This window comes from Corynebacterium sp. HMSC034E11 (genome assembly GCF_001835905.1).
GTDB classification, from domain to species: Bacteria; Actinomycetota; Actinomycetes; order Mycobacteriales; family Mycobacteriaceae; genus Corynebacterium; species Corynebacterium coyleae.
The window spans coordinates 216,428-238,418 of record NZ_KV826394.1 but is presented as its reverse complement, the minus strand read 5'-3'; the positions used below and the strand labels follow the sequence as shown (position 1 = coordinate 238,418).

General features: G+C 62.2%; 21 protein-coding genes. 16 read left to right on the top strand and 5 right to left on the bottom strand.

Annotation, left to right across the window (positions count from 1 at the left end):
• Nucleotides 1–59: 59 nt before the first annotated feature.
• The 6 genes from infB to HMPREF2690_RS05125 all read left to right on the top strand — a co-directional run bounded on the left by infB (nt 60) and on the right by HMPREF2690_RS05125 (nt 7,169).
• On the top strand, nt 60–2,861 hold the full coding sequence (gene infB / locus HMPREF2690_RS05150; RefSeq protein ID WP_070820323.1) for a translation initiation factor IF-2: 2,802 nt from the start codon (nt 60–62) through the stop codon (nt 2,859–2,861).
• Nucleotides 2,862–2,956: 95 nt separating this feature from the next.
• The gene (gene rbfA / locus HMPREF2690_RS05145) at nt 2,957–3,397 is read left to right on the top strand and encodes a 30S ribosome-binding factor RbfA (protein ID WP_070422292.1); all 441 of its coding nucleotides are present in this window, start codon (nt 2,957–2,959) and stop codon (nt 3,395–3,397) included.
• The gene (locus HMPREF2690_RS05140) at nt 3,384–4,388 is read left to right on the top strand and encodes a DHH family phosphoesterase (protein WP_224213814.1); all 1,005 of its coding nucleotides are present in this window, start codon (nt 3,384–3,386) and stop codon (nt 4,386–4,388) included. The genes rbfA and HMPREF2690_RS05140 overlap by 14 nt, the downstream gene beginning before the upstream one ends.
• Nucleotides 4,385–5,719, top strand: a complete 1,335-nt coding sequence (locus HMPREF2690_RS05135; protein ID WP_070820322.1) for an MATE family efflux transporter — start codon at nt 4,385–4,387, stop codon at nt 5,717–5,719. The genes HMPREF2690_RS05140 and HMPREF2690_RS05135 overlap by 4 nt, the downstream gene beginning before the upstream one ends.
• A complete protein-coding gene (locus HMPREF2690_RS05130; protein WP_070422294.1) occupies nt 5,716–6,513 on the top strand; it encodes a metallophosphoesterase family protein in 798 nt (265 codons plus the stop codon). Before HMPREF2690_RS05135 ends, HMPREF2690_RS05130 begins: the two co-directional genes overlap by 4 nt.
• A gap of 2 nt (nt 6,514–6,515) precedes the next feature.
• Nucleotides 6,516–7,169: a 4'-phosphopantetheinyl transferase family protein gene (locus tag HMPREF2690_RS05125; RefSeq protein WP_070422295.1), complete on the top strand. Its 654-nt coding sequence runs from the start codon at nt 6,516–6,518 to the stop codon at nt 7,167–7,169.
• 3 nt (nt 7,170–7,172) lie between these two features.
• Here HMPREF2690_RS05125 and truB read toward each other — a convergent pair whose 3' ends face one another.
• Nucleotides 7,173–8,066 (bottom strand): tRNA pseudouridine(55) synthase TruB, encoded by an 894-nt coding sequence (gene truB / locus HMPREF2690_RS05120; protein ID WP_070820321.1) that lies wholly within the window; start codon nt 8,064–8,066, stop codon nt 7,173–7,175.
• 21 nt (nt 8,067–8,087) lie between these two features.
• Here truB and HMPREF2690_RS05115 point away from each other — a divergent pair, with 21 nt between their 5' ends.
• From HMPREF2690_RS05115 to HMPREF2690_RS05100, 4 genes are all read left to right on the top strand, one after another.
• Nucleotides 8,088–9,068: a bifunctional riboflavin kinase/FAD synthetase gene (locus tag HMPREF2690_RS05115; RefSeq protein ID WP_141761205.1), complete on the top strand. Its 981-nt coding sequence runs from the start codon at nt 8,088–8,090 to the stop codon at nt 9,066–9,068.
• Nucleotides 9,065–10,027: a nucleoside hydrolase gene (locus HMPREF2690_RS05110; RefSeq protein ID WP_070820320.1), complete on the top strand. Its 963-nt coding sequence runs from the start codon at nt 9,065–9,067 to the stop codon at nt 10,025–10,027. The genes HMPREF2690_RS05115 and HMPREF2690_RS05110 overlap by 4 nt, the downstream gene beginning before the upstream one ends.
• A 102-nt stretch (nt 10,028–10,129) precedes the next feature.
• On the top strand, nt 10,130–10,399 hold the full coding sequence (gene rpsO, locus HMPREF2690_RS05105; RefSeq protein ID WP_070569980.1) for a 30S ribosomal protein S15: 270 nt from the start codon (nt 10,130–10,132) through the stop codon (nt 10,397–10,399).
• A gap of 96 nt (nt 10,400–10,495) precedes the next feature.
• A complete protein-coding gene (locus HMPREF2690_RS05100) occupies nt 10,496–12,820 on the top strand; it encodes a polyribonucleotide nucleotidyltransferase (RefSeq protein ID WP_070422398.1) in 2,325 nt (774 codons plus the stop codon).
• Nucleotides 12,821–12,875: 55 nt separating this feature from the next.
• Here HMPREF2690_RS05100 and HMPREF2690_RS05095 read toward each other — a convergent pair whose 3' ends face one another.
• The 4 genes from HMPREF2690_RS05095 to HMPREF2690_RS05080 are packed head-to-tail and all read right to left on the bottom strand — an operon-like array spanning nt 12,876 to nt 16,344.
• Nucleotides 12,876–14,441: a succinic semialdehyde dehydrogenase gene (locus HMPREF2690_RS05095; RefSeq protein WP_141761204.1), complete on the bottom strand. Its 1,566-nt coding sequence runs from the start codon at nt 14,439–14,441 to the stop codon at nt 12,876–12,878.
• Nucleotides 14,442–14,451: 10 nt separating this feature from the next.
• The gene (locus tag HMPREF2690_RS05090) at nt 14,452–15,423 is read right to left on the bottom strand and encodes an oxygenase MpaB family protein (protein ID WP_070816281.1); all 972 of its coding nucleotides are present in this window, start codon (nt 15,421–15,423) and stop codon (nt 14,452–14,454) included.
• Between the two features lie 19 nt (nt 15,424–15,442).
• Complete coding sequence (locus HMPREF2690_RS12150) at nt 15,443–15,694, bottom strand: hypothetical protein (protein ID WP_070820319.1); 252 nt, start codon at nt 15,692–15,694, stop codon at nt 15,443–15,445.
• The gene (locus HMPREF2690_RS05080) at nt 15,694–16,344 is read right to left on the bottom strand and encodes an AMIN-like domain-containing (lipo)protein (protein WP_070820318.1); all 651 of its coding nucleotides are present in this window, start codon (nt 16,342–16,344) and stop codon (nt 15,694–15,696) included. The genes HMPREF2690_RS12150 and HMPREF2690_RS05080 overlap by 1 nt, the downstream gene beginning before the upstream one ends.
• 55 nt (nt 16,345–16,399) lie before the next feature.
• Between HMPREF2690_RS05080 and dapB the strand changes: the two genes are divergently transcribed.
• The 6 genes from dapB (at nt 16,400) to HMPREF2690_RS05050 (ending at nt 21,951) form a co-directional block, all read left to right on the top strand.
• Complete coding sequence (gene dapB / locus HMPREF2690_RS05075; RefSeq protein ID WP_070816278.1) at nt 16,400–17,143, top strand: 4-hydroxy-tetrahydrodipicolinate reductase; 744 nt, start codon at nt 16,400–16,402, stop codon at nt 17,141–17,143.
• Entirely contained in the window at nt 17,144–17,779 is a 636-nt protein-coding gene (locus tag HMPREF2690_RS05070) for an FAD-dependent thymidylate synthase (RefSeq protein WP_070820317.1), read from the top strand.
• Nucleotides 17,780–17,815: 36 nt separating this feature from the next.
• On the top strand, nt 17,816–18,724 hold the full coding sequence (dapA, locus tag HMPREF2690_RS05065) for a 4-hydroxy-tetrahydrodipicolinate synthase (protein ID WP_070820316.1): 909 nt from the start codon (nt 17,816–17,818) through the stop codon (nt 18,722–18,724).
• A gap of 2 nt (nt 18,725–18,726) precedes the next feature.
• Nucleotides 18,727–20,805: a ribonuclease J gene (locus HMPREF2690_RS05060; protein ID WP_070422305.1), complete on the top strand. Its 2,079-nt coding sequence runs from the start codon at nt 18,727–18,729 to the stop codon at nt 20,803–20,805.
• 69 nt (nt 20,806–20,874) lie between these two features.
• Nucleotides 20,875–21,300 carry a hypothetical protein gene (locus HMPREF2690_RS05055; protein WP_070771421.1) on the top strand — a complete coding sequence of 142 codons (426 nt, stop codon included), beginning with the start codon at nt 20,875–20,877 and terminating at the stop codon, nt 21,298–21,300.
• Between the two features lie 24 nt (nt 21,301–21,324).
• Nucleotides 21,325–21,951: a TIGR03085 family metal-binding protein gene (locus tag HMPREF2690_RS05050; RefSeq protein WP_083292016.1), complete on the top strand. Its 627-nt coding sequence runs from the start codon at nt 21,325–21,327 to the stop codon at nt 21,949–21,951.
• The last annotated feature ends 40 nt before the right edge of the window (nt 21,952–21,991 follow it).

The following is a 21,991-nucleotide window of genomic DNA, read 5'->3' as shown; positions in this document are numbered from 1 at the left end:
CGTCTAGGGGCCGGTAGCCGAAGGGCACTGGGCTCCTAGCATGAACAACAAGGAGACATGTGTCCGGAAAGCTACGCGTACACGAGTTGGCTAAGCAGCTCGGCGTAACAAGTAAGGAATTACTCGCAACCCTGAAAGAACAGGGTGAGTTTGTGAAGACGGCGTCGTCGACCATTGAGCCGCCTGTCATCAAGAAGATGAAGGCGCACTACGCCAAGCTCAATGGCGGTGGCGCAGACGACAACGAAAAGAAGGAAGCACCGACTCCGGCGAAACCGCCGCTGAAGAAGCCTGGCCAGAACCGTGCCAAGCCTGCAGCGCCGAAGCCCGCCGGTTCCGCACCAAAGCCGGGCGAGGCTGCGAAGCCGAAGCCGGCTCCGGCTGCTCCGAAGGCACCGGCTGCGAAGCCTGCTGGTGCGTCGGCACCGAAGCCGGGCGCACCGAAACCAGGTGCGCCGAAGCCTGCAGCGCCGAAGCCTGCCGGTTCCGCACCAAAGCCGGGCGCACCTAAACCCGCAGCTCCAAAGCCTGCAGCGCCGAAGCCGGCTGCTGCGAAGAAGGACGGCCCGACTCCGGGCGGTATGCCTCGCCCGATGCCGAAGCCTGGTGGACGCCCGCGCGTTGCTAACAACCCGTTCTCGTCCAACACCGGCGGTGGGCAGCGCCCGCCGCGTCCGGGTGGACGTCCGGGGCAGGGTCGCGGTGGCCAGGGCCAGGGCGGCCCACGCCCGGGTGGTGCCCGTCAGGGTGGCGGCAACCGTCCGTCCCCGGCGGATATGCCGGCAGGTCCGTCGCCGACACAAATGCCTGCGAAGGCTGCACCGGCCGGTGGCCGCGGCGGTGGCCGTGGTCGTGGTCGTGGTGGCCAGAACGGGCCACAGCGTGGCGGTTTCGGCGGACCGGGTGGCGGTTTCCGCGGTCGCGGCGGACGTCGCGGCGGTACCGCAGGTGCATTCGGCCGTCCGGGTGGTGCACCCGGCAAGCGCCGCAAGTCCAAGGGCCAGAAGAGGGCTGAGTACGAGGAGATGCACAAGCCGAACGTCATCGGTGGCGTTCGTCTCCCCGACGGCGGCGGCAAGACCGTTCGCTTGCGCCAAGGCGCGACCCTGTCTGACCTCGCTGAGAAGATCAACACCGATGCATCGTCGCTGGTGCAGGCGCTGTTCAACCTCGGTGAGATGGTGACGGCAACGCAGTCCGTGTCTGAGGACACCCTGCAGCTGCTCGGCGCTGAGATCAACTACGAGGTCCAGATCGTCTCGCCGGAGGACGAGGACCGTGAACTGCTCGAATCCTTCGACCTGCAGTTCGGTGAGGACGAAGGCGGCGAAGAGGAGCTCGAGCAGCGTCCTCCAGTGGTCTCCGTCATGGGTCACGTCGACCACGGTAAGACCCGCCTGTTGGACTCCATCCGCAAGGCAAACGTGGGTCGTGGCGAGGCCGGCGGTATTACCCAGGGCATTGGTGCATACCAGACCGAGGTCACCCTCGACGGCCACCCGCGTAAGATCACGTTCCTGGATACCCCGGGCCACGAGGCGTTTACCGCCATGCGTGCCCGTGGTGCGAAGTCGACCGACTTGGCCATCCTCGTGGTGGCAGCGGACGACGGCGTCATGCCGCAGACCGTTGAGGCGATTAACCACGCCAAGGCTGCGGAACTGCCGATCGTGGTTGCAGTGAACAAGGTGGATAAGCCGGAGGCTTCCCCGGAGAAGATCCGTGGTCAGCTCACCGAGTACGGCCTCGTGCCGGAAGAGTACGGCGGCGACACCATGTTCATTGACATCTCCGCGAAGCAGGGCACCGGTATCGACAACCTGCTGGAGGCTGTGCTCCTGACCGCAGATGCGGCGCTTGAGCTCACGGCGAACCCAGACATGGACGCACAAGGTATTGCCATCGAGTCCCACCTGGACCGTGGCCGTGGCCCGGTGTCCACCGTCATCGTGCAGCGCGGCACCCTGCGTGTCGGTGACTCGATTGTCGTCGGCGGCAACTTCGGTCGCGTGCGTCGCATGGTCGACGAGTGGGGCGAGGACGTGGAAGAGGCAGGCCCGTCCCGTCCGGTTCAGGTCCAGGGCCTCAACGGTGTTCCTGGCCCGGGCGACAACTTGCTCGTGGTTGAGGATGACCGTGTGGCTCGCCAGATTGCTGCGCAGCGTGACGCTCGTCAGCGTGCGGCGATGCAGGCACGTCGTAAGAAGCGTGTCTCTTTGGAGAACCTGGATCAGGCTCTCAAGGAGCGCAGCCAGCTCAACCTCATCCTCAAGGGCGACAACGCCGGTTCGGTGGAAGCCCTCGAGGAGGCGCTGCTCAAGATCGAGGTCGACGACGAGGTGCAGGTCAACATCATCGACCGTGGCGTCGGTGCTGTGACCCAGACCAACGTCACCCTCGCGGCGGCATCCGACGCCATCATCATTGGCTTCAACGTCCGCGCGGACGGCAAGGCCACGGAAGAGGCGAATGCCGAAGGCGTGGAGATCCGCTACTACTCGGTCATCTACCAGGCGATCGAGGATGTGGAGCAGGCGCTCAAGGGCATGCTCAAGCCGATCTACGAAGAGCGCGACCTGGGCGAAGCCGAGATCCGTCAGATCTTCAAGGCTTCCGCAGTCGGCCTCATCGCAGGTTGCATGGTTACCGAGGGCAAGGTCAAGCGCGGTGCGAAGCTGCGCTTGGTCCGCGACGGCAACGTCATTACTCCGGATGCGTCGATCGATTCGCTGCGCCGTGAGAAGGACGACGTCAACGAGGTAGCCAAGGGCTACGAGTGCGGCATGGTGCTGTCCTACCCGGATATCCAGGTGGGCGACATCATTCAGACCTACGAGATGGTCGAGGTCCCGCGCGACTAGTCGTCGCAAAGCAATTGCTTATCGACGAAACCCCCGCCCCGCACGCACGTGCTCGGCGGGGGTTACACTATGCAGAAGTTTTGAGGAGGAGTGACATGGCTGATAACACCCGCGCCCAGCGGTTGGCGAAGCAGATTCAGACGATTGTTGCTTCCGCGATTGAGCGGGAGATTAAGGACCGCCGGCTGGAGTTGGTCACTGTGACCGACACCCGAGTCACCGGGGACCTTCATGACGCCACCATTTATTACACAGTGCGTGGCCAAGAGATCGACGACGAACCTGACTACGAGCAGGCCGCTGAGGCGCTCAACCGTGCTCGCGGGCAGATCCGCAAGATCGTGGGAGATCAGCTTTCGGTTCGGTTCACGCCGACCATCTCGTTTGAGCGCGATACCGTGCCGGAAGCTTCCGCGCACATGGAGGAGTTGCTCAACCGTGCACGCGCGCGTGATGAGGAGCTAGCAAAGCTGCGCGCAAATGCGAAGCCGGCTGGCGATGCTGACCCGTACAAGCGCTCCGGTGAAGGGGAGTAGTGCCCTGAACAGCCAGCTGTTTGCGGAGCATGCTCCGCTATTTGCCGAGGTTGCCGAGCGTATCCGCGCCGCGGACCGCGTCAACGTGGTCGCACACATCAACCCCGATGCGGATGCGATCGGGTCGGCGTGTGCGCTCGCAAAGGGGCTCACGGCGCTTGGTATCGACAACGACGTTTACATTGGCCAGCCGTTGCCGCACCCGGCGAATATGCGCACTATCCCGGGAGTCGATGAGATCATCTACGGCGAAACTTTGCCGGAGGATGGCCTTGTTGTCACCGTGGATTGTGCCTCCGCAGATCGCACAGGAGCATTCCTGGTCGATGTTACGGATAACCCGTCGCGCGTTGTTGTCATCGATCACCACAACACCAACCCCGGTTTCGGCGACATGAATTTGATCGTCGAGTCCGAATCGACCACAACGATGATCCGCGAGTTGCTTGATCATCTTGGGGTGGAGCTTGACGAGGACATCGCGTACTGCCTGTACGCGGGCTTGGTCACCGACACCGGCAGCTTCCGGTGGGGCACACCGAGGATGCACCGTTTGGCCGCGGAGCTGATGGGCTACGGCCTGAATACTCGCCAGATTGCGCTGGACCTGATGGACACGATGAGTGCGACTGACCTCCAGCTCATGGGCGCGGTGTTGGCGGAAACCCAGATCATTCCGGTCAAGGGGCTCTCCGTTGCAGTGCTCACCATCCCCACGGGGTTGTTAGCGCGCATGAGTCAGCCAACGGTCGAGGCGATCATCGACTACGCCCGTGCCCTTGAAGGCACCGACGTTGGTGTGGTGTTGAAGCAGTACAGCAGCAAGCACTGGGCGATGTCGCTGCGTTCTACGGTGCTGAACGTTTCAACCGTCGCGCGCTCTCTTGGCGGTGGCGGACACAAGGCAGCAGCGGGGTACTCGGCCACCGGTTCGCGCTCTGAGGTCGTCCGCGACCTGCTCGACGCGTTGCCAGAACCCGCCGACCGATGAGGGGCGCGGACGCTGCCCGCACACCAACCGCGCGGGATATCTTGATGCTCGCGCTGCCCGCGCTCGGCGTGCTGGCAGCCAACCCGCTGTATCTCCTGCTGGATACCGCTGTCGTTGGCAGGCTCGGCACCGCGCAGCTGGCTGCACTCGCTGCAGGCGCTGCCATTCAGTCGACCGTGACAACCCAATTAACGTTTTTGTCCTATGGCACGACGGCGCGAAGCTCGCGGTTTTATGGTGCCGGAAAACGCGATCAGGCAGTCGAGGAAGGTGTACAAGCTACCTGGGTAGCGCTCGGGGTGGGCGCGATCTTGGCGCTGATTGTGTGGGTGTTCGCCCAGCCGTTGGCGATGGCGCTTGCAGGTGACGTTGACACGAGTGTGCGCGCTGCGTCCTGGATGCGTGTATCCGCATTCGCCATCCCGATGACGCTGATCGTCATGGCCGGAAATGGCTGGATGCGCGGCGTGCAAAATACGCGATTGCCGTTTTACTTAACGTTGTGTGGCCTCATTCCCGGCGCGATCTCGTTGCCGTTATTGGTGAACCAGTACGGGCTTGTGGGCTCCGCGATATCCAACGTGATTGGCATGGGGATCACGTCGACGTTGTTCGTGGTGTTTCTTATCAGGGAGCACCGGACGTCGGGCCGGGGCTGGGCGCCGCAGTGGTCGGTGATTTCCAAGCAGCTCGTGTTAGGCCGCGACCTGATTTTGCGGTCGTTATCGTTTCAAGTCTCGTTGCTGACCGCTGCTGCAGTTGCTGGTCGCTTCGGCGTGGTTGCGCTTGCTGCTCACCAGTTGATGCTGCAGCTGTGGAACTTCCTCACACTCGTGCTTGATTCGCTGGCTATTGCGGCGCAGACCCTGACCGGCTCGGCTTTGGGGCGGGCAGGGGCGCAGGACGCACGCGCCGTTGGTGAGCACGCACTGAAGTACTCGATGGTCTTCGCGGTCGTGCTGGCCGTGGTGTTCGCGTTGTTCCGTGAGCCGATTCTGGGTTTGTTTACGCAGGATCAGGCGGTCGTCGATACGCTGCGGCTTCCGTGGCTGTTGTTTATCGCCATGATCATCGCCGGAGGAGCAGTGTTTGCGCTCGACGGGGTGCTGCTTGGTGCGGCGGATGCGGCGTACCTGCGCAACCTGACACTGTTTTCGCTGCTCGGGGTTGCGCTGCCGATCATCATCGCTTCCGGTTTCTTTGGCTGGGGCCTGACCGGTATTTGGGTCGGACAACTCGGCCAAGTCCTTGTGCGCCTCGTAGGTGTAGTGCACAGGTTCCGTTCCATGCGATGGGCAGTGACAAGCGGTGATGGTAGGAATGACGCATGACCACGACACTCTGGGCAGTCAGCGACCTGCACGCCGCAGTGAAGCTCAACGGCCCAAAAATCGACGACATCCAGCCTACTGACCCGTCTGACTGGCTCATCGTCGCTGGCGACGTGGCCGAACGGTTCGAACTCATCGTTGAAGTGATGACAGAACTGGCCAGTCGGTTCGACACCGTCATCTGGGTGCCCGGCAACCACGAGCTATTTTGCCGTTCTGCGGACAGGTACCGCGGCCGAGAAAAGTACGCCATGCTGGTTCAAGCGATGCGCGCTATCGGTGTGATTACCCCGGAAGATCGCTATCCGGTGTTCGGCGGAGTGACCATCGCGCCGCTATTTACGCTGTACGACTATTCGTTCCGCAGCAGGGAAATGACTGTCGACGAAGCCCTGCAGGCCGCCCACGACAACAACGTGGTGATGACAGACGAGTTTGCCATCGCACCATTTGTGGATATCCGTGGCTGGTGCTGGGACCGTTTGGCCTACACCACCAAACGCTTATCCCGCATTAGCGGGCCGACGATTCTGGTCAACCACTGGCCGCTGGTGCAGGAGCCGGTGCAGCGCATGATGTGGTCCGAAATCGCCCTGTGGTGCGGGACCCGGCACACCAGGACATGGCCCAAGCGCTACAACGCGCAGGCAGTGGTGTACGGTCACCTGCACATGCCGGGGGTGACCAAGGTCGATGGCGTCGACCACATTGAGGTCTCCCTGGGCTATCCGCGCGAGTGGCGCCACCACCCGTCCACGCGGCAATTCCCGTACCCGGTCATGGAGGTTGAATAGTGATGCAAGATATTTCGCTGTTTCCTCCAGAAGCACGCTGCGTCTTTTTACTTACCGACGACGCCGGCGACCTCACCCGCTACGACCACCTCCACCCGGCGGAGCGCCAGGAAGTAAAGACTGCGGTGGACCTGCGCAAGGGAGAGTTCGGCGATGCCCGCTGGTGCGCACACCAGGCACTGCGCGAACTGGGCGTGGAATCTGCAGGCGCAATCCTGCGCGGGGAACGCGGTATGCCGTTGTGGCCAGAGGGGTTTACCGGCTCGCTGACCCATACCGATGGCCTGCGCGCCGCTGTCGCAGCACCAACCCGGTACGTACTGTCGATGGGGCTCGATGCGGAGCCGGCAGAATCGCTGCCAGACGGGGTGCTGGAGTCGATCGCCAGTGATACTGAGATCGCGATGGTCAACGGTATGCGTGAGCAGGGGCAGCAATGGGCCGACCGGCTGCTGTTTTGCGCCAAGGAAGCGACCTACAAGTGCTGGTTTCCGATGACACGGCGTTGGCTAGATTTCGACGAAGCCGAAATTGAGTTGCGCGCCGACGGCACGTTTGTCTCGCAGCTCCTCGCCCGTCCCGCGCCGGTGCCGGTGTTTGAGGGCCGCTGGGTGGTCCGTGGTGGCTACGCGGTGGCTTCCACGTACGTGCGCTAAGAGCTAAAGCGTGGATGGCCGCGCCACAAACACCGTGGCTAGGCGCTTGCCCTGCTCTTTCACTAGGGCGACTGCTTTGCCGTCTGGTCCGACGGCGGCGTGCACGCCCTTCAAACCGCGCGGCTCGAGCCATTTGCCCATGGAGAGCGCCGCGTATTCATCAGTATTGACATCAAGCACCGGCCACGAGCGGGTCAGTGTCTCATCCATGGTCAGTGACAACACAGCATTGTCTTCCAACGCGTCGAGGGTGTGAGCGTCGTCGATGGAGAACGGGCCGACGGAGGTTCGTCGCAAAGCAATCAAATGCCCGCCAACCCCCAACGCCGCGCCGAGGTCGCGGCCGAGCGAGCGGATATAGGTGCCGGAGGAACAATGCACGCGGGCGTCGATGTCGACGACGCCATCGTGGTGGCGGATCTCGCTGACATCGAAAGCGTGGACGGTCACGGGGCGGGGAGGAATGGTGACCTCCTCACCGGCGCGCACCAGTTCGTGGGCTCGGCGCCCATCGATCTTGATCGCGGACACCTTCGACGGAACCTGCATGATATCGCCGGTCAGCAGTGCGATCTGCTCGTGGATCGCGTCGTCGGTAACCGCGGACGCGTCGTGCGTTTCGGTGATCTCGCCCTCCGCATCGTCTGTGGTCGTGGACGCACCGAGGCGGATCGTCGTTTCGTAGACCTTGTCCTCTGCGACCAGGTGCGCCAGCAGCTTCGTGCCGCGCTCAATGCCTGCGACAAGCACGCCCGTGGCCATCGGGTCGAGCGTGCCAGCGTGGCCAACCTTGCGCGTGCCAAAGAAGCGGCGCAGTCGCGCCACCACGTCATGACTCGTCAAGCCCTGAGGCTTATCGACGACAACAATGCCGGACTTTTCGAGGGGATCGTTCATGCTTTTGAAGTATGCCGTACTGTGTCCTCCGTGGATATTTTGCGTGGCCTCGACGCAGTGCCGGAAACATTTGGCGAGCCTGGTGGCACCGTCGTCACTATCGGCGTCTTTGACGGTGTGCACAGAGGCCACCAACTGCTGATCTCGAAGGCCGTGGATACCGCACGTGAACTCGGTGTGCCGAGCGTGGTCATGACCTTTGACCCGCACCCCGTGACGGTATTCGCACCAGGTCACACGCCTGCGGCGCTGATGTCGCTTGAGGAGCGCGCCCGCCACATCGCTGAGTTGGGCGTGGACTACTTGCTTGTCATTGATTTCCGGCACGAGCTCGGCGGGGTTTCGCCCGAGGGGTACGTGGAGGATGTCCTCGTTGGCAAACTGCGCGCCCGCCACGTGCTGGTGGGGGAGAATTTCACCTTTGGCAAAGATGCCGCAGGTACCGCTACAACCATGGCGCAGCTAGGGGAGCGCGCAGGCATCGACGTGACGATTGTGCGATTGCTTTCCGACGGCGGCGTCAAGGTCTGCTCCACCGCCATCCGCGACGAACTCTCCGGCGGAAACGTACAAACGGCGACCGACTACATGGGACGGCCGTTCTCTGTGATCGCACCGATTGAACGTGGTGCCGGCCGTGGCGGCAAGGAACTGGGATACCCGACGGCCAACCAGTACGCATCCGATGCGGCTGCGATCCCGGCTGACGGTGTCTACGCGGGCTGGCTCACCATCATCGACGACGCCCCCATCGACGGCGACATGGAACCCGGCGTGCGCTACCCAGCGGCGATCTCCGTGGGGACGAACCCCACGTTTGGCGACAACCGGCGCAGCGTTGAGTCGTTTGTGCTCGACCGCGACGCTGACCTGTACGGGCGGATGGCCCGAGTGGAGTTCGTGGGCAAGGTTCGCGACATGGTCAAGTTTGACTCCGTTGAGGAATTACTTGAGCACATGGCGCGCGATGTGGACACCACTCGCGATATTCTCGGTGCATGACCACGAAGCTGATCCTGGACCTAGACACCGGCATCGACGATGCCCTGGCACTGGCGTACGCACTCGCGTCGCCCGAAGTAGAACTCATCGGCGTGACCTGCACCTACGGCAACGTGGTTGTCGAGGATTCAGTGCGCAACACCCTTGCCATCTTGGAGCTGTTTGGCCGCACAGACATTCCGGTGTTCGCAGGCCCAGACCACGCGCGTGCGAAGGACTCCTTCGAGGTCCAGGAGATCTCCGCGTTCATCCACGGCAAAAATGGCATTGGCGAGGTGGAGATCCCTGATCCGACGCGTCAGGTGGAATCGACGTCTGCGGTGGACTTCCTCGTCGAATCGGTTACGGCGTACGGCGATGACCTCATCATCGTGCCCACAGGCCCGTCCACCACAATCGCGGCAGCGGTCGAGGCATCCAACGTGTTCCGTGAAAATGCCAACATCGTGATGATGGGCGGCGCGCTCACCGTCCCAGGCAACGTCACCGCCTGGTCCGAAGCGAACATCAACCAGGACCCCGAAGCAACCGACCTGTTATTCCGCCAGCTGCGCAACGTCACCATGATCGGTCTCGACGTCACACTGCAAACACTGTTGACCACCAAAGAAACCGCGACGTGGGCCGAGTTGGGCACCACCGGTGGCACATTCCTGGCCGACATCACGAACTACTACATCAACGCCTACAAGACCACCTCGCCGCACCTCGGCGGCTGCGGCCTGCACGACCCGCTCGCCGTAGCCGTGGCTATCCAGCCGGGTTTGGTGGACACGCTTGGCATCAACATGAAGGTGGACACCGAGGGCGAGACGCGTGGGCGCACGATTGGCGACGAAACCCGCCTGAACGACCCCGACAAGTGCGCAGCAGTGGCTGTACGGGTAGATACTGCAGGTTTCCTCGAAGAGTTTATGCGTCGATTGACTGGTTTGGCCCAGTCCACCCCTGTCGTGTAACCTTTTCGAGGTCTTGCGCCAGCCGACTGTGGTTCGCGGCAGTTGCGGTGCAGCACAGACTTTTTCCGTAGAACGCGAACTGAAACAACCAAGGAGCACCTCATGGCACTGTCCACTGAGAAGAAGGCCGAAATCCTCAAGGAGTACGGCATCCACGAGACCGACACCGGCTCCACCGAGGCACAGGTTGCGCTGCTGACCGAGCGCATCAACAACCTGACCGAGCACCTCAAGGACCACCAGCACGATCACCACTCCCGTCGTGGTCTGCTGCTGCTCGTCGGTCGTCGTCGTGGTCTGCTGAAGTACCTGCGCGAGAACAATGTTGATCGCTACCGTGATCTCATTGCCCGTCTGGGTCTTCGTCGCTAAGCAATAGCGCAAAAAATAACGCCTCACCTGCGCGGTGGGGCGTTTTTTGCTATTATTGCTGGCCGTTGCAAGAACACCTATGACATGGCGGCACCGATGATCGCCAACACGCCTTCGAAGGAGAGGGATCTTTTGCGCAACTTTAAGCCAAACAACTCGTTTGATGTCCACGTCGATGAAGATTTCGGCGTCACCGAAGCGGTTGCCACGCTGGATAACGGCGACTTCGGCACCCGCACCATTCGTTTCGAGACCGGCCAGCTCGCGCGCCAGGCCGACGGTTCCGTCACCACGTACCTCGACGAAGAGACCATGATGCTGGCCACCACCACCGCATCCAACCAGCCGCGCGAAGGATTCGACTTCTTCCCGCTGACCGTCGACGTTGAAGAGCGCATGTACGCCGCGGGCAAGATCCCGGGTTCGTTCTTCCGTCGCGAGGGCCGCCCGTCCACCCAGGCGATCCTGGCGTGCCGTCTGATCGACCGCCCGCTGCGCCCGACCTTTGTTAAGGGCCTGCGCAACGAGGTTCAGGTTGTCATCACGGTGCTGTCGCAGCACCCGGAGGAGTACTACGACGTTGTCGCGATCAACGGCGCGTCCGCCGCGACGCAGCTTTCCGGCCTGCCGGTGTCCGGACCGGTTGGTGGCGTGCGCATGGCACTGCTTGCCGACGATAAGCACCCCGAGGGCCAGTGGGTCGCATTCCCGAACTATGAGCAGCACGAGCGTTGCCTGTTCGAAATGGTCGTTGCTGGCCGCATGGTTGAGCGTAAGCGTGGCCGCAAGACCGAGGAAGATGTCGCCATCATGATGGTGGAGGCAGGCGCCGGCGTGAACGTGGTCGAGCAGATCAAGAAGGGCTACCCAGCCCCGACTGAGAAGACCGTTGCAGAAGGCCTCGAGGCAGCCAAGCCTTACATCGAGACCCTGTGCCGTGCGCAGCGTGCGCTTACCAGCGAGGTTTCCACCGAGCAGAAGGAATTCCCGCTCTTCCCGGCGTACTCCGAGAAGGTGTTCAAGGCCGTTGAGAAGAAGGCCGCGAAGAAGCTGGCCAAGCTGATGACCATTGCATCGAAGGCTGAGCGTGAGAACGCCACCAACGAGTACATGGAAGACATCGAGGAAGATCTGTTCGACTCCTTCGATATCGACGATGACGAGCGCGAGGAGCGCGACGCAGCATCGAAGGAAATCCGCGCCGCGTACAACGCACTGCAGAAGCAGATCGTGCGCGAGAAGATCCTCACCGAGGGCTTCCGTATCGACGGCCGCGGCGTGACCGATATCCGCGACCTCGGCGTCGAGGTGGAGCTCATCCCGCGTGCCCACGGCTCTGCGTTGTTCGAGCGTGGCGAGACCCAGATTCTCGGCGTGACCACCCTGGACATGCTGAAGATGGAGCAGCACCTCGACTCGTTGCACCCGGAAGAGTCCAAGCGCTACATCCACCACTACAACTTCCCGCCGTACTCCACTGGTGAAACCGGACGCGTCGGCTCTCCGAAGCGCCGCGAAATCGGCCACGGTGCGCTCGCCGAGCGTGCCCTTGAGCCGGTGATCCCTTCGCGTGAGGCGTTCCCGTACACGATCCGTCAGGTTTCCGAGGCGCTCGGTTCTAACGGCTCGACCTCGATGGGATCCGTGTGTGCTTCCACGCTGTCGCTGTACAACGCTGGTGTGCCGCTGGCAGCACCGGTTGCGGGTATCGCGATGGGTCTGGTCTCCGGCGAGGTCAACGGTGAAACCGAATACGTTGCGTTGACCGACATCCTCGGTGCCGAAGACGCGTTCGGCGACATGGACTTTAAGGTCGCCGGTACCCGCGAGTTCATCACCGCTCTGCAGCTAGACACCAAGCTCGACGGCATTCCGTCCAGCGTTCTTGCAGATGCGCTGAACCAGGCCCGCGACGCCCGCGAGGCCATCCTGGACACCATGGCTGAGGTCATCGACGGCCCGGACGAGATGAACCCGCTCGCACCGAAGATCACCACTGTGAAGATCCCGGTATCCAAGATCGGCGAGCTGATCGGCCCGAAGGGCAAGACCATCAACCAGATCACCGAGGACACCGGCGCAGACATCTCCATCGAGGACGATGGCACCGTGTTCGTCTCCGCCACCTCTGGTGAGGCTGCCGACGCCGCGATTGAGAAGGTCAATGCGATCGCGAACCCGCAGATGCCGAAGGTGGGCGAGCGCTACCTGGGCACCGTGGTCAAGACCGTGGCGTTCGGCGCGTTCGTGTCCATCACCCCGGGCACCGATGGCCTGATCCACATCTCCAACCTGGGTGGTAACACCCGTGTGGAGAAGGTCGAGGACGTCATCAACGTCGGCGACAAGGTCGAGGTTGAGATCCGCGACATCGATAACCGTGGCAAGATCTCGCTTGTCCCGGTGGAGGATAACGCGTAGTTTTTCGCAAACATTATGGGCGCTTCCCAGTTGGGGAAGCGCCCGTTTTGTCTTGCTAGGGCAGAAGACGCAACCTTTTGCCAAGCGCCAGTGCCGAGGTCATGAGCGGGCCGTAGAGCCTCTTCGGCATTGCGTGTGGGCCGCGCATAGTCACGATGCGTTGCTGTGCGATGTTTTTCACCTCGGTGTACTTGGTCATCCCGTCGCGTCCGTGGCGCCGGCCCATCCCGGATTCCTTTACCCCGCCCAGCGGGGTTGCCATCGAGCCCCATGTAGCGGCGTAGCCGTCGTTGATCGTCACGCTGCCGGCTTCAACGCGGCGCGCGATCTCCCAGGCGGTGTGCGGGGATGCAAACACGGAGGCGTTAAGTCCGTAGGGGAGGGCGTTGGCCAGATCGATCGCCTCATCGACGCTGCCCACACGCTGGACATACACGACGGGGCCGAACACCTCTTCCTCACGCAGGTTCGCGTCAGCGGGTAGGTCTGCGAGAACGGTAGGCGCGAAGTGGAGAGGACCAACATCTGGGCGAGGTGTGCCACCGGTGACCACCCGTGCACCCTTCGCTACGGCGTCGTCGACGTAGGTCTGCACCCGTTTGAGCTGGGTGTCGTCGATAAGCGAGCCCATGTCATAGTCCCAGTTCAGTCCCTTGCCCAAGGTGAGTGATTCGGTGGAGTGGGTGAACGCGTGCAGGAAGTCGTCGTAAATGTCTGTGTGGACGTAGATGCGTTCGATGGACACACACAACTGACCCGCGTTGGAGAAGCACGCGATAGCCATTGTGCGCGCGTGCTTTTGTACGTCGGCGTCCGGCGCGACGATCATCGTGTTTTTGCCGCCGAGTTCCGCGGAATAGCCGATGAGCCGTTCGCCGACAGTGCGGCCCAGTTTCTTGCCCGTGGCGGTGGAGCCGGTGAACATCAGGTAGTCGCACCGCTCGGCTATCGCACCGCCGACTTTTTGGCCGGAGCCTGTCACGATTTGGAACACGTCCGCTGGAAGGCCAGCCTCCACGAGCAGTTGCTTGACGACGAGACACGAAAACGGCGTCTTCCAATCCGGCTTCGCCACTACAGCGTTGCCAGCGATAAGAGCCGGGATGGCATCAGAAATAGCCAGGGAAAGCGGGTAGTTCCACGGACTGATCTGGCCGACAACACCGACGGGGATGCGTTGCTCCCGCGCACGGGTCAGCAGAGGTAGAGCACCCGGGCGTCGTTTCTCTGCCAGAAACGTTGCTGCGTTGCGGGCGTAGTACCGGGCATTATTGAGCACGTCGAGCACTTCGTCGAACGCTGCCGTTCGGTCCTTGCCGGTCTCGAGCTGCACGATGTCCGCCAGCACGTCGCGGTGCCGGTAGACCAGCGAATGGAACGCGTCGAACACCGCGGTGCGATCCGCCAGGCTGCGCTCCGCCCACGCACGCTGCGCCACACGGGCGCGGCGAAACGCCTCATCCACGTCGTCTGTGGTGCCTGCGGGGACGGTGCCGAGGGGCTCGTCGATAAGCGGAGATGCGACGGAGATCACCTCGCCGCCGTGGTTCGTCGTCAGGGCGACGAGCTCGCTCTGAAGGTGTGCGGGCAGTGGTTGTTCGCGGAGGCGTTTTGGCAGCATAACGCCGATGCTAGACGGGGCAACCGCCGGACGTTGCGTCTTGGCTCTTCGGAGAGTACGGGGTGATCAGTTTCGGTTCCTTGTACTTGCCGGAGATCATGCCGTTTTTGATCATCAGCGAGCGCCCTGGCTCCATGTAGCGCTTGTCCTCAGGCAGGATCTTGAACACACCGCGGATAAACCTTGCGATTCGGTTGAAGCGGCGCTGGTCGCGGTGCGTCCAGTCGAGGTCGAGGATCTGGCGCTCCTTGTCGTTGAGCGTGCCCACCGTCAGCCAAATCACGCTGCGCATGATCGGCTTCCAGATGACCTTCCACACAGCCTCGGGGACACCATCCGGTGCCTTCACCGGTTCGACGCGGGCGGTACGCAGCGCGAAATCGACCGTATCGTTGCGCTCAAGCACAGTGTCTTCCATCTCTTCGATGTAGGCGATCAGGTCGTCGTAGTTGTCAATGACAGGGCGCTCGGACAGGCCGTACAAGTCCCACCAGGTCACGCCTTCGCGCACGATCTGGTCCTTCTCCGCGTGGGTAAACGGGGTCCCGAACAGTTCCTGAGCGAGGATGACACGGTAGACGAATGTTGCGTGTGCCCACCAGTAGGTTTCTGGGTTGAGCGAGTGGTAGCGCTTGCCGTCGCGGAGCTTGCCCTTGATATCTACGTGGTAATCGCGGATTTGTTTACCGATCACGTCCTGGTCGTCGTAAATCGACGCGATGATTTGTGGGGTGGAGCGCTCGAGGCGTGCGAAGGGCTCCTCGAAAAACTTCGAGTGGTCCAGCAGTGACTGGCCGATGGCTGGGTGCATATTCTGCAGCACGCCGGTGTAGCCGCGCAGGAGTTGAATGCGGTTGTCGGCGCCCCATTTCCACAGCAGCGAGTCAGGGCCGAGCGGTGCGCGTTTTACGTCGCGCTTACCGGTTTTGACACTGCCGTCGAGCAGGTCGTCGAAGCTATCGGATGGCTGCGGCTTTGGCATGGTGTGAAGCGTAACACAATCACGCTGTCCATTGACCTGTCTCACTGGAAGTTTCTTCCGAATCGTCACGATGGCCGAGCAATTCTTCGCGACGATTCCACGTAAACAATCCGACAAGCGGCGAGATACCGAAAAGAAGGCCCCAGCGGCGCTTGGCGTCGTCGTCAAGATCGCTGCGCTGAATCTCGCGCAACTTGCGCCACAAGACGAACAACCCAAGGACACTCACCCCGATGACGAAGGCGAGCCCAAGCCACGATGTGGCGTTCATTACTTCTGAAAGTCCACGACGATGCGGGTCGGGTTTTCAAGCACGCTGAGCTTGTACGGGCGCTGCTTGTCCAAACCGACAACGTACTGGGCGTCCGCTTCGAACACGCCGCCGTCCGCGATCTCCGTGATGCTGCCGTCCGCCACGCCGGCAGGGCTGGACTTAGCCAAGACTGCCTCATCTGCAGACATGCTTAGCGGCACACCCTGGATGATCAGCGTGAAGTACGCATTACCGGCGGGTTTCAGTGGGAGCCCGGAAGCCTGCTGGCGCGGGTCGGTGTCGTACCCGGCGATCACGCTCGGCGAACCGGTGCCAGACAGTTCCACTACGAGGCGGTCGTATCCCTCGTGCGAACCAGCACGCACGTCTTCGATCATCATCTCGGCGAGTTGCTCGGACTGGATGTGTGTGTCTTCGAGCGAGAACCCATCTTTGGTGGGGGGCTCTACGGGGGCAGCTGCTGCGGCAGGGGAGACGTCAGTGGTCGTCGCCGCTTCGCTCGAGGTAGCGGTCGTGCTCTGCGACGTTGGTGCTGTAACGGTGGCGTCGGTACTGGCGTCGGTGTCGGCGTCGTTGTCCGCAGAGCACGCGCCGAGCAGCAGCGCCGCAATGGCACCCGGGATAAGTAGTGTCGTGTGGCGTTTCATAGTCGCCCAGCTTAGGTGGCGCTACCATTGCGGGCGAGCGAAAGAAAGGATGCACATGATCAAGGTTGGAGTGCTTGGCGCACAGGGCAAGGTCGGCTCGGCAGTCGTCGCCGGGGTGAAGAAGGTGGACGATCTCGAGCTGGCGGCGGAGATCAACAAGGGGGACTCGCTGCAAACGCTTGTCGACGAAGGCGTCGACGTCATCGTCGATTTCACCACCCCGAACGCGGTGATGGACAACCTGGAGTTCTGCATTAACAACGGCATCCACTGCGTTGTTGGCACGACTGGCTTCGACGATGCCCGCTACCAGCAGGTCCGCGACTGGTGCGCCGCCAACGAGGGCGTCGGCGTGCTCATCGCCCCGAACTTCGCCATCTCTGCGGTACTCACCATGGCGTTTGCCCGCCAGGCGGCGCCATTCTTCGAGTCGGCGGAGGTCGTCGAGTTCCACCACCCGAACAAACTCGACGCGCCGAGCGGCACCGCGGTCAAGACAGCGCAGGGGATTGCACAGGCCCGCAAGGAAGCCGGTATGGACGCGATGCCGGACGCGACCGAGCAAGCACTCGACGGCTCCCGCGGCGCCGATGTCGACGGTGTGCCTGTCCACGCGGTACGCATGCAGGGCATGGTCGCGCACGAAGAGGTCATTTTCGGCACCACCGATCAGTCACTGACCATCCGTCAGGACTCTTACGGCCGTGAATCCTTCGTCCCAGGTGTTTTGACTGGTGTGCGCGAAGTGGCCAACCGTCCAGGTCTGACGATCGGCCTCGACGAGTACCTCGGGCTCTAAATGCGTGCCGAACTCGTCGCCGCAACCGCCCTGCGCAACACCCGCCCCGCAGGCGGCACCGATGTCACCGACGCAGAGGCGGTTATCGCGCACGCCGCAATGTCGTCCCACGACGCCGAAACAGTGCTGCGCAGGCTTATCGACGACGACCGCACCGACCTTCTCGCCCACGCCAGCGCCACCCTCCACGTGTACGGGGTATCGCGCGCCGCGGCAAAAATCATCCGTGCACACCCCGGTTTCGCGGTGAGCCTGCGTGACGACGACGGCGCGGTCGTCCCACACCTCATCGCGGAAGACGAGGACCTCGTCAACCTGTTTGACACCGCCATCGAACACATTGCATTCATCCGCCAAGAACTCCTCGACGGCCTCGAGCACGTGCTTGTCGACGACCCCAACCTGCTCTCTCGGCGCAAACGAGCCGCCGAAGCAGCACGCTTGCTTCAGCCCTTAGCCACCGCAACGCAACTGGTAATCACAGGGTCGTACGGGGCGTGGCGTGGTTTCGTCGAGAAGCACAGCGGAAAATATGAAGACAAAGAAATCAGAATGATCGCACGCGCGTGCCTCGATGTGCTCCAGCCGGAAGCACCCTTGGTGTTTGAAGATTTGGCGGCAGGGGAACGTCGATAAGCACATACGTGTCAATAGGAGGTATTCTTCTTGCTCATGGGCTCATCATGCAAAGTTGATACAGGTGCCAACACATTCGGCACCGTCTGCGTCGCCATGGTTACGCCGTTTGATTCCGACGGCAACCTCGACCTCGCCGCAGGACGTCGGCTTGCTGCCCACCTTGTAGAAAACGGAATCGACACACTCGTCCTCGCCGGAACCACCGGCGAATCCCCAACAACCAGCGCAGAAGAAAAAGTTGAGCTGCTCAAAGCAGTGCGCGAAGAAGTTGGCACCAACGCAAGAATCGTCGCTGGAGCCGGCTCCAACAACACCCGCCATGCAGTCACGCTGGCGCAACAAGCTGCAGACGCGGGCGCAGACGCCCTGCTCGCAGTCACCCCGTACTACTCCAAGCCCTCACAGGCCGGAGTAGTCGCGCACTTCAAAGCAATCGCAGCCGCAACCGACCTGCCCGTCTGCCTCTACGACATCCCGGGACGCTCCGGGATCCCCATCACTGCCGAATCGATCCGCGAACTCGCCGAGGTCGACAACATTCAGGCAATGAAAGACGCCCGCGGCGACCTCTTCGAAGCCGCAGGCCTTATCCAAGAGACAGGCCTGGCGTGGTACTCAGGCGACGACCCGCTCAACCTGCCCTGGCTCACACTCGGCGCAACCGGAGTTATCTCCGTCGTCGGACACGCAGCACCACAAGCGCTGCGGGGACTCGTGGACGCATTCGAGGCCGGCGACCTCACCCGCGCACGGGAAATCAACGCCAACGTACTCAACGTCCTCGCACGGCAGCAGGCCGAGCTGGGTGGCGTGACATTTGCAAAAGCAGCTCTGCGACTGCAGGGCATCGAAGTGGGAGACCCGCGCCTGCCTGTCGCACCAGCGACAGCCGAGCAGGTCAAGCGGCTCCAAGAAGATATGAAACAGGCTGGAGTCCTATAAATATGAACGAACCCCGCAACCGCGCCCGTAAGGTGACGCGCAAGGCAGGACCCCCGGAACCGGCTGATCAACAGCCGGTCTTCCAAGCTCCGGAGACCCCGGACACAAACGCACAGAAGAACACCGCCGATAATGGCGGCGACGCGGGCCGTGATGGCGGTCGCGACGGTGGTCGCAATGGCGGCGAAAGGCCGCGCGGCAACCGTGGTGGTAACGGCGGCAACAACGGTGGTGGCGGCAACGGTGGTGGCAGCAGCCGAAACCGTCGCCGTGGCCGTGGTCGCGGTGGCAACCAGGGCGGCGGTCGTCGCAACCCGGTGAAGGGAATGCAAGGCGCCGACCTGACCAAGCGCTTGCCAGCCCCGCCGAAACTGGCCAAGGACACCCTGCGTATCTACGCACTCGGTGGTATTTCCGAAATCGGCCGCAACATGACGGTCTTCGAATACAACGGCCGTCTGCTCATCGTGGACTGTGGCGTGCTGTTCCCGAACTCCGACGAGCCGGGCGTGGACCTGGTCCTGCCGGACTTCGGCCCGATTGAGAACAAGCTGGACAAGATCGACGCGCTCATCGTCACCCACGGCCACGAAGACCACATCGGTGCGATCCCGTGGCTGCTGAAGCTGCGCCACGACATCCCGATCTACTCGTCCAAGTTCACCAACGCCCTGATCAAGGCAAAGACGCAGGAGCACCGCCAGCGTCCGAAGCTCAACGACGTGAACAAGGACTCCGAGGTCACCGTCGGCCCGTTCCGCCTGCGCTTCTGGCACGTCAACCACTCCATTCCGGAGTGCCTCGGCGTGTCCATCAAGACCGGTGCCGGCCACGTCGTGATGACCGGCGACGTCAAGGTCGACCAGACCCCGTACGACGGCAAGCCGACCGACCTGCCGGCCCTGTCGCGTCTTGGCGACGAAGGCATCGACCTGTTCATGTGTGACTCCACCAACGCCACCATCCCGGGCATCTCCGCCTCTGAGGCGGGTATTGAGGAGACGCTGATCCGCCTCGTCGGTAATGCTCGCCAGCGCGTTGTCATTGCCTCGTTCGCCTCCAACGTTGCACGTGTGCAGATGGCGGTCAACGCCGCTGTGGCCAACAACCGCAAGGTTGCCTTCAACGGCCGATCCATGCTCCGCAACATGGAGATTGCGGAGAAGATGAACCTGCTCAAGGCTCCGAAGGGCACGATCATTCCGATCGAAGAAGCCGCGAAGATGGCCCCGCATAAGACGGTACTGATCACTACGGGTACGCAGGGTGAGCCGATGGCGGCACTGTCGCGCATGTCTCGCCGCGAGCACCGTCAGATCACCATCCATGACGGCGACACGATCATCCTGTCGTCCTCGCTCATTCCGGGCAACGAGGAGGCCGTGTTTGCGGTGATTAACAACCTCGCCCAGATCGGTGCGAACGTGATCACCAACGCTGAAGCGCACGTTCACGCGTCCGGCCACGGCTACGCTGGCGAGCTGCTTGCGCTGTACAACGCTGCACGCCCGCGCAACGCTATGCCGGTGCACGGCGAATGGCGTCACATGCGCGCGAACAAGGAGCTCGCGATCTCTACTGGTGTGAAGCCGAATAACACGGCGCTTGCCCAGAATGGTGTTGTCGTCGATATGCACAAGGGCAACATCAAGGTTGCCGGCCAGTACCAGGTGGGCCAGCTCTACGTTGACGGCGTGACCATGGGTGACGTCGATCCGGACGTGTTGGCGGATCGTACGTCGCTGGCATCCGGCGGTGTCGTGTCGATTACCTGTGTTATCGACGACGCCACGGGTCGTCTCCTTGAAGCACCTCGCGTATCGACGACCGGCTACTCCGACGATGACCGCGACTTCAACAAGAAGGTCGTCGAAGGTGTTGAAGCCGTCATGGGTGACCTCGCTGCGGAAGGCGAGAACGATCCGTTCCGCATGGTGCAGCAGATCCGCCGCAAGGTCTCGCGCGCGATCGAGCAGAACTACAAGCGTCAGCCTGTGATCCTGCCGACCGTTGTGCCGATGTCGTCCGACAACCACATCGCGACTGAGGAGGAAATCGCCGCTACCCGCGAGTCCCGCTAGTTCGCTGCGTTAACCCCCAAATCGGGGTCTGGCCGTAACGCCGGGCCCCGATTTTGCTATTTCAGAGGTATGAAAAAGTCACTCGTAGCACTCACCGCCACCGCGACCCTTCTCACAGCCACGCCTGCACTTGCCGACGAGCGAGCACATCCGCTGCCGGAGGGGACACCGGTTCCGTACGATCCGGGCTACACCGGATACTGGATGAGCCACGACGTTGTGCGCCCTGGTGATAAGGACTACTACTCGGCTAATAACGATGCGATTCGCGTGCTGGGTCGTTTCGACGGCGACCAGATCCTGTGCGCTCACTACAAAGGTGGCATGCAGGGGTGCTACGTCGAAGGGCAGACGGTCACCGATTTGGGTTACGGCGCGTCGGGTCGGGTCGTGACCACTGACAAGACGTGGGCGATGTTCGCACCTGTACTCCGAGTGTTCATCAATATCGAGCAGAATCTCTTTAGCGTGTTCCGGAGCGCGCAGCTGCTCTAAAGGCTCGTGGCTATGCTCGTTGGCATGTCTTTTGCACAACGAGAACGCTCACGTCTAGCCGAGTTGTTCCTTGAGGTAGGCCCTGATGCGCCCACCTTGAACGAAGGGTGGAACACCTTCGACTTGGCCGTACACCTGCTGATCCGCGAGTCGAAGCCCTTGGCGTTGCCGGGCATGTTCGTGGACGCACTGTCGGGTATGACGGAGAAGGAAACCTCAAAGGTGAAGGCCCGCCCATACACCGAGGTGGTGAACGAGTGGGCGGCCGGCCCGCCGGTGTGGATCAAGCCGTTCGATGCTGCAATGAACACTGCCGAGCACTTTATTCACCACGAGGATGTGCGCCGGGGTGGGGGAGAGGTGCGCCCGCGCGACTTTTCTCGCACGGTGAACGCGCAGCTTTTGGCGCTGGCGAAGCGCTTCGGCGCGATGACGTTGCGCAAGGCTCAAGCGCCCGTGATTCTGACACCGCCGGACCTGCCGCCGGTGACTCTCGGGGATAAGGCAGGGGTGGCACAGCGTGGCGACGACGTCGTGCGCGTCAGCGGGGCACCCGGCGAATTGCTGTTGTGGGTATCGGGTCGCAACGCTGCGGAGATTGAACTGACCGGCGCATTGGAAGCGCTCGATGGTCTGGATGTCAAGATTTAACGCTTGACACCGCGCCTCTGGTGTGGCGTATGGGGAAAAT

Coding starts and splice junctions, on each gene's coding strand:
- HMPREF2690_RS05125 (WP_070422295.1), top strand. CDS start 6,516: ATGCAAGATATTTCGCTGTTTCCTCCAGAAGCACGCTGCGTCTTTTTA.
- dapB (WP_070816278.1), top strand. CDS start 16,400: ATGATCAAGGTTGGAGTGCTTGGCGCACAGGGCAAGGTCGGCTCGGCA.
- HMPREF2690_RS12150 (WP_070820319.1), bottom strand. CDS start 15,694: ATGAACGCCACATCGTGGCTTGGGCTCGCCTTCGTCATCGGGGTGAGT.
- HMPREF2690_RS05110 (WP_070820320.1), top strand. CDS start 9,065: ATGACCACGAAGCTGATCCTGGACCTAGACACCGGCATCGACGATGCC.
- truB (WP_070820321.1), bottom strand. CDS start 8,066: ATGAACGATCCCCTCGAAAAGTCCGGCATTGTTGTCGTCGATAAGCCT.
- HMPREF2690_RS05050 (WP_083292016.1), top strand. CDS start 21,325: ATGTCTTTTGCACAACGAGAACGCTCACGTCTAGCCGAGTTGTTCCTT.
- HMPREF2690_RS05070 (WP_070820317.1), top strand. CDS start 17,144: ATGCGTGCCGAACTCGTCGCCGCAACCGCCCTGCGCAACACCCGCCCC.
- HMPREF2690_RS05135 (WP_070820322.1), top strand. CDS start 4,385: ATGAGGGGCGCGGACGCTGCCCGCACACCAACCGCGCGGGATATCTTG.
- HMPREF2690_RS05130 (WP_070422294.1), top strand. CDS start 5,716: ATGACCACGACACTCTGGGCAGTCAGCGACCTGCACGCCGCAGTGAAG.
- HMPREF2690_RS05055 (WP_070771421.1), top strand. CDS start 20,875: ATGAAAAAGTCACTCGTAGCACTCACCGCCACCGCGACCCTTCTCACA.
- rbfA (WP_070422292.1), top strand. CDS start 2,957: ATGGCTGATAACACCCGCGCCCAGCGGTTGGCGAAGCAGATTCAGACG.
- HMPREF2690_RS05080 (WP_070820318.1), bottom strand. CDS start 16,344: ATGAAACGCCACACGACACTACTTATCCCGGGTGCCATTGCGGCGCTG.
- HMPREF2690_RS05095 (WP_141761204.1), bottom strand. CDS start 14,441: ATGCTGCCAAAACGCCTCCGCGAACAACCACTGCCCGCACACCTTCAG.
- HMPREF2690_RS05090 (WP_070816281.1), bottom strand. CDS start 15,423: ATGCCAAAGCCGCAGCCATCCGATAGCTTCGACGACCTGCTCGACGGC.
- HMPREF2690_RS05060 (WP_070422305.1), top strand. CDS start 18,727: ATGAACGAACCCCGCAACCGCGCCCGTAAGGTGACGCGCAAGGCAGGA.
- dapA (WP_070820316.1), top strand. CDS start 17,816: ATGGGCTCATCATGCAAAGTTGATACAGGTGCCAACACATTCGGCACC.
- rpsO (WP_070569980.1), top strand. CDS start 10,130: ATGGCACTGTCCACTGAGAAGAAGGCCGAAATCCTCAAGGAGTACGGC.
- HMPREF2690_RS05100 (WP_070422398.1), top strand. CDS start 10,496: ATGATCGCCAACACGCCTTCGAAGGAGAGGGATCTTTTGCGCAACTTT.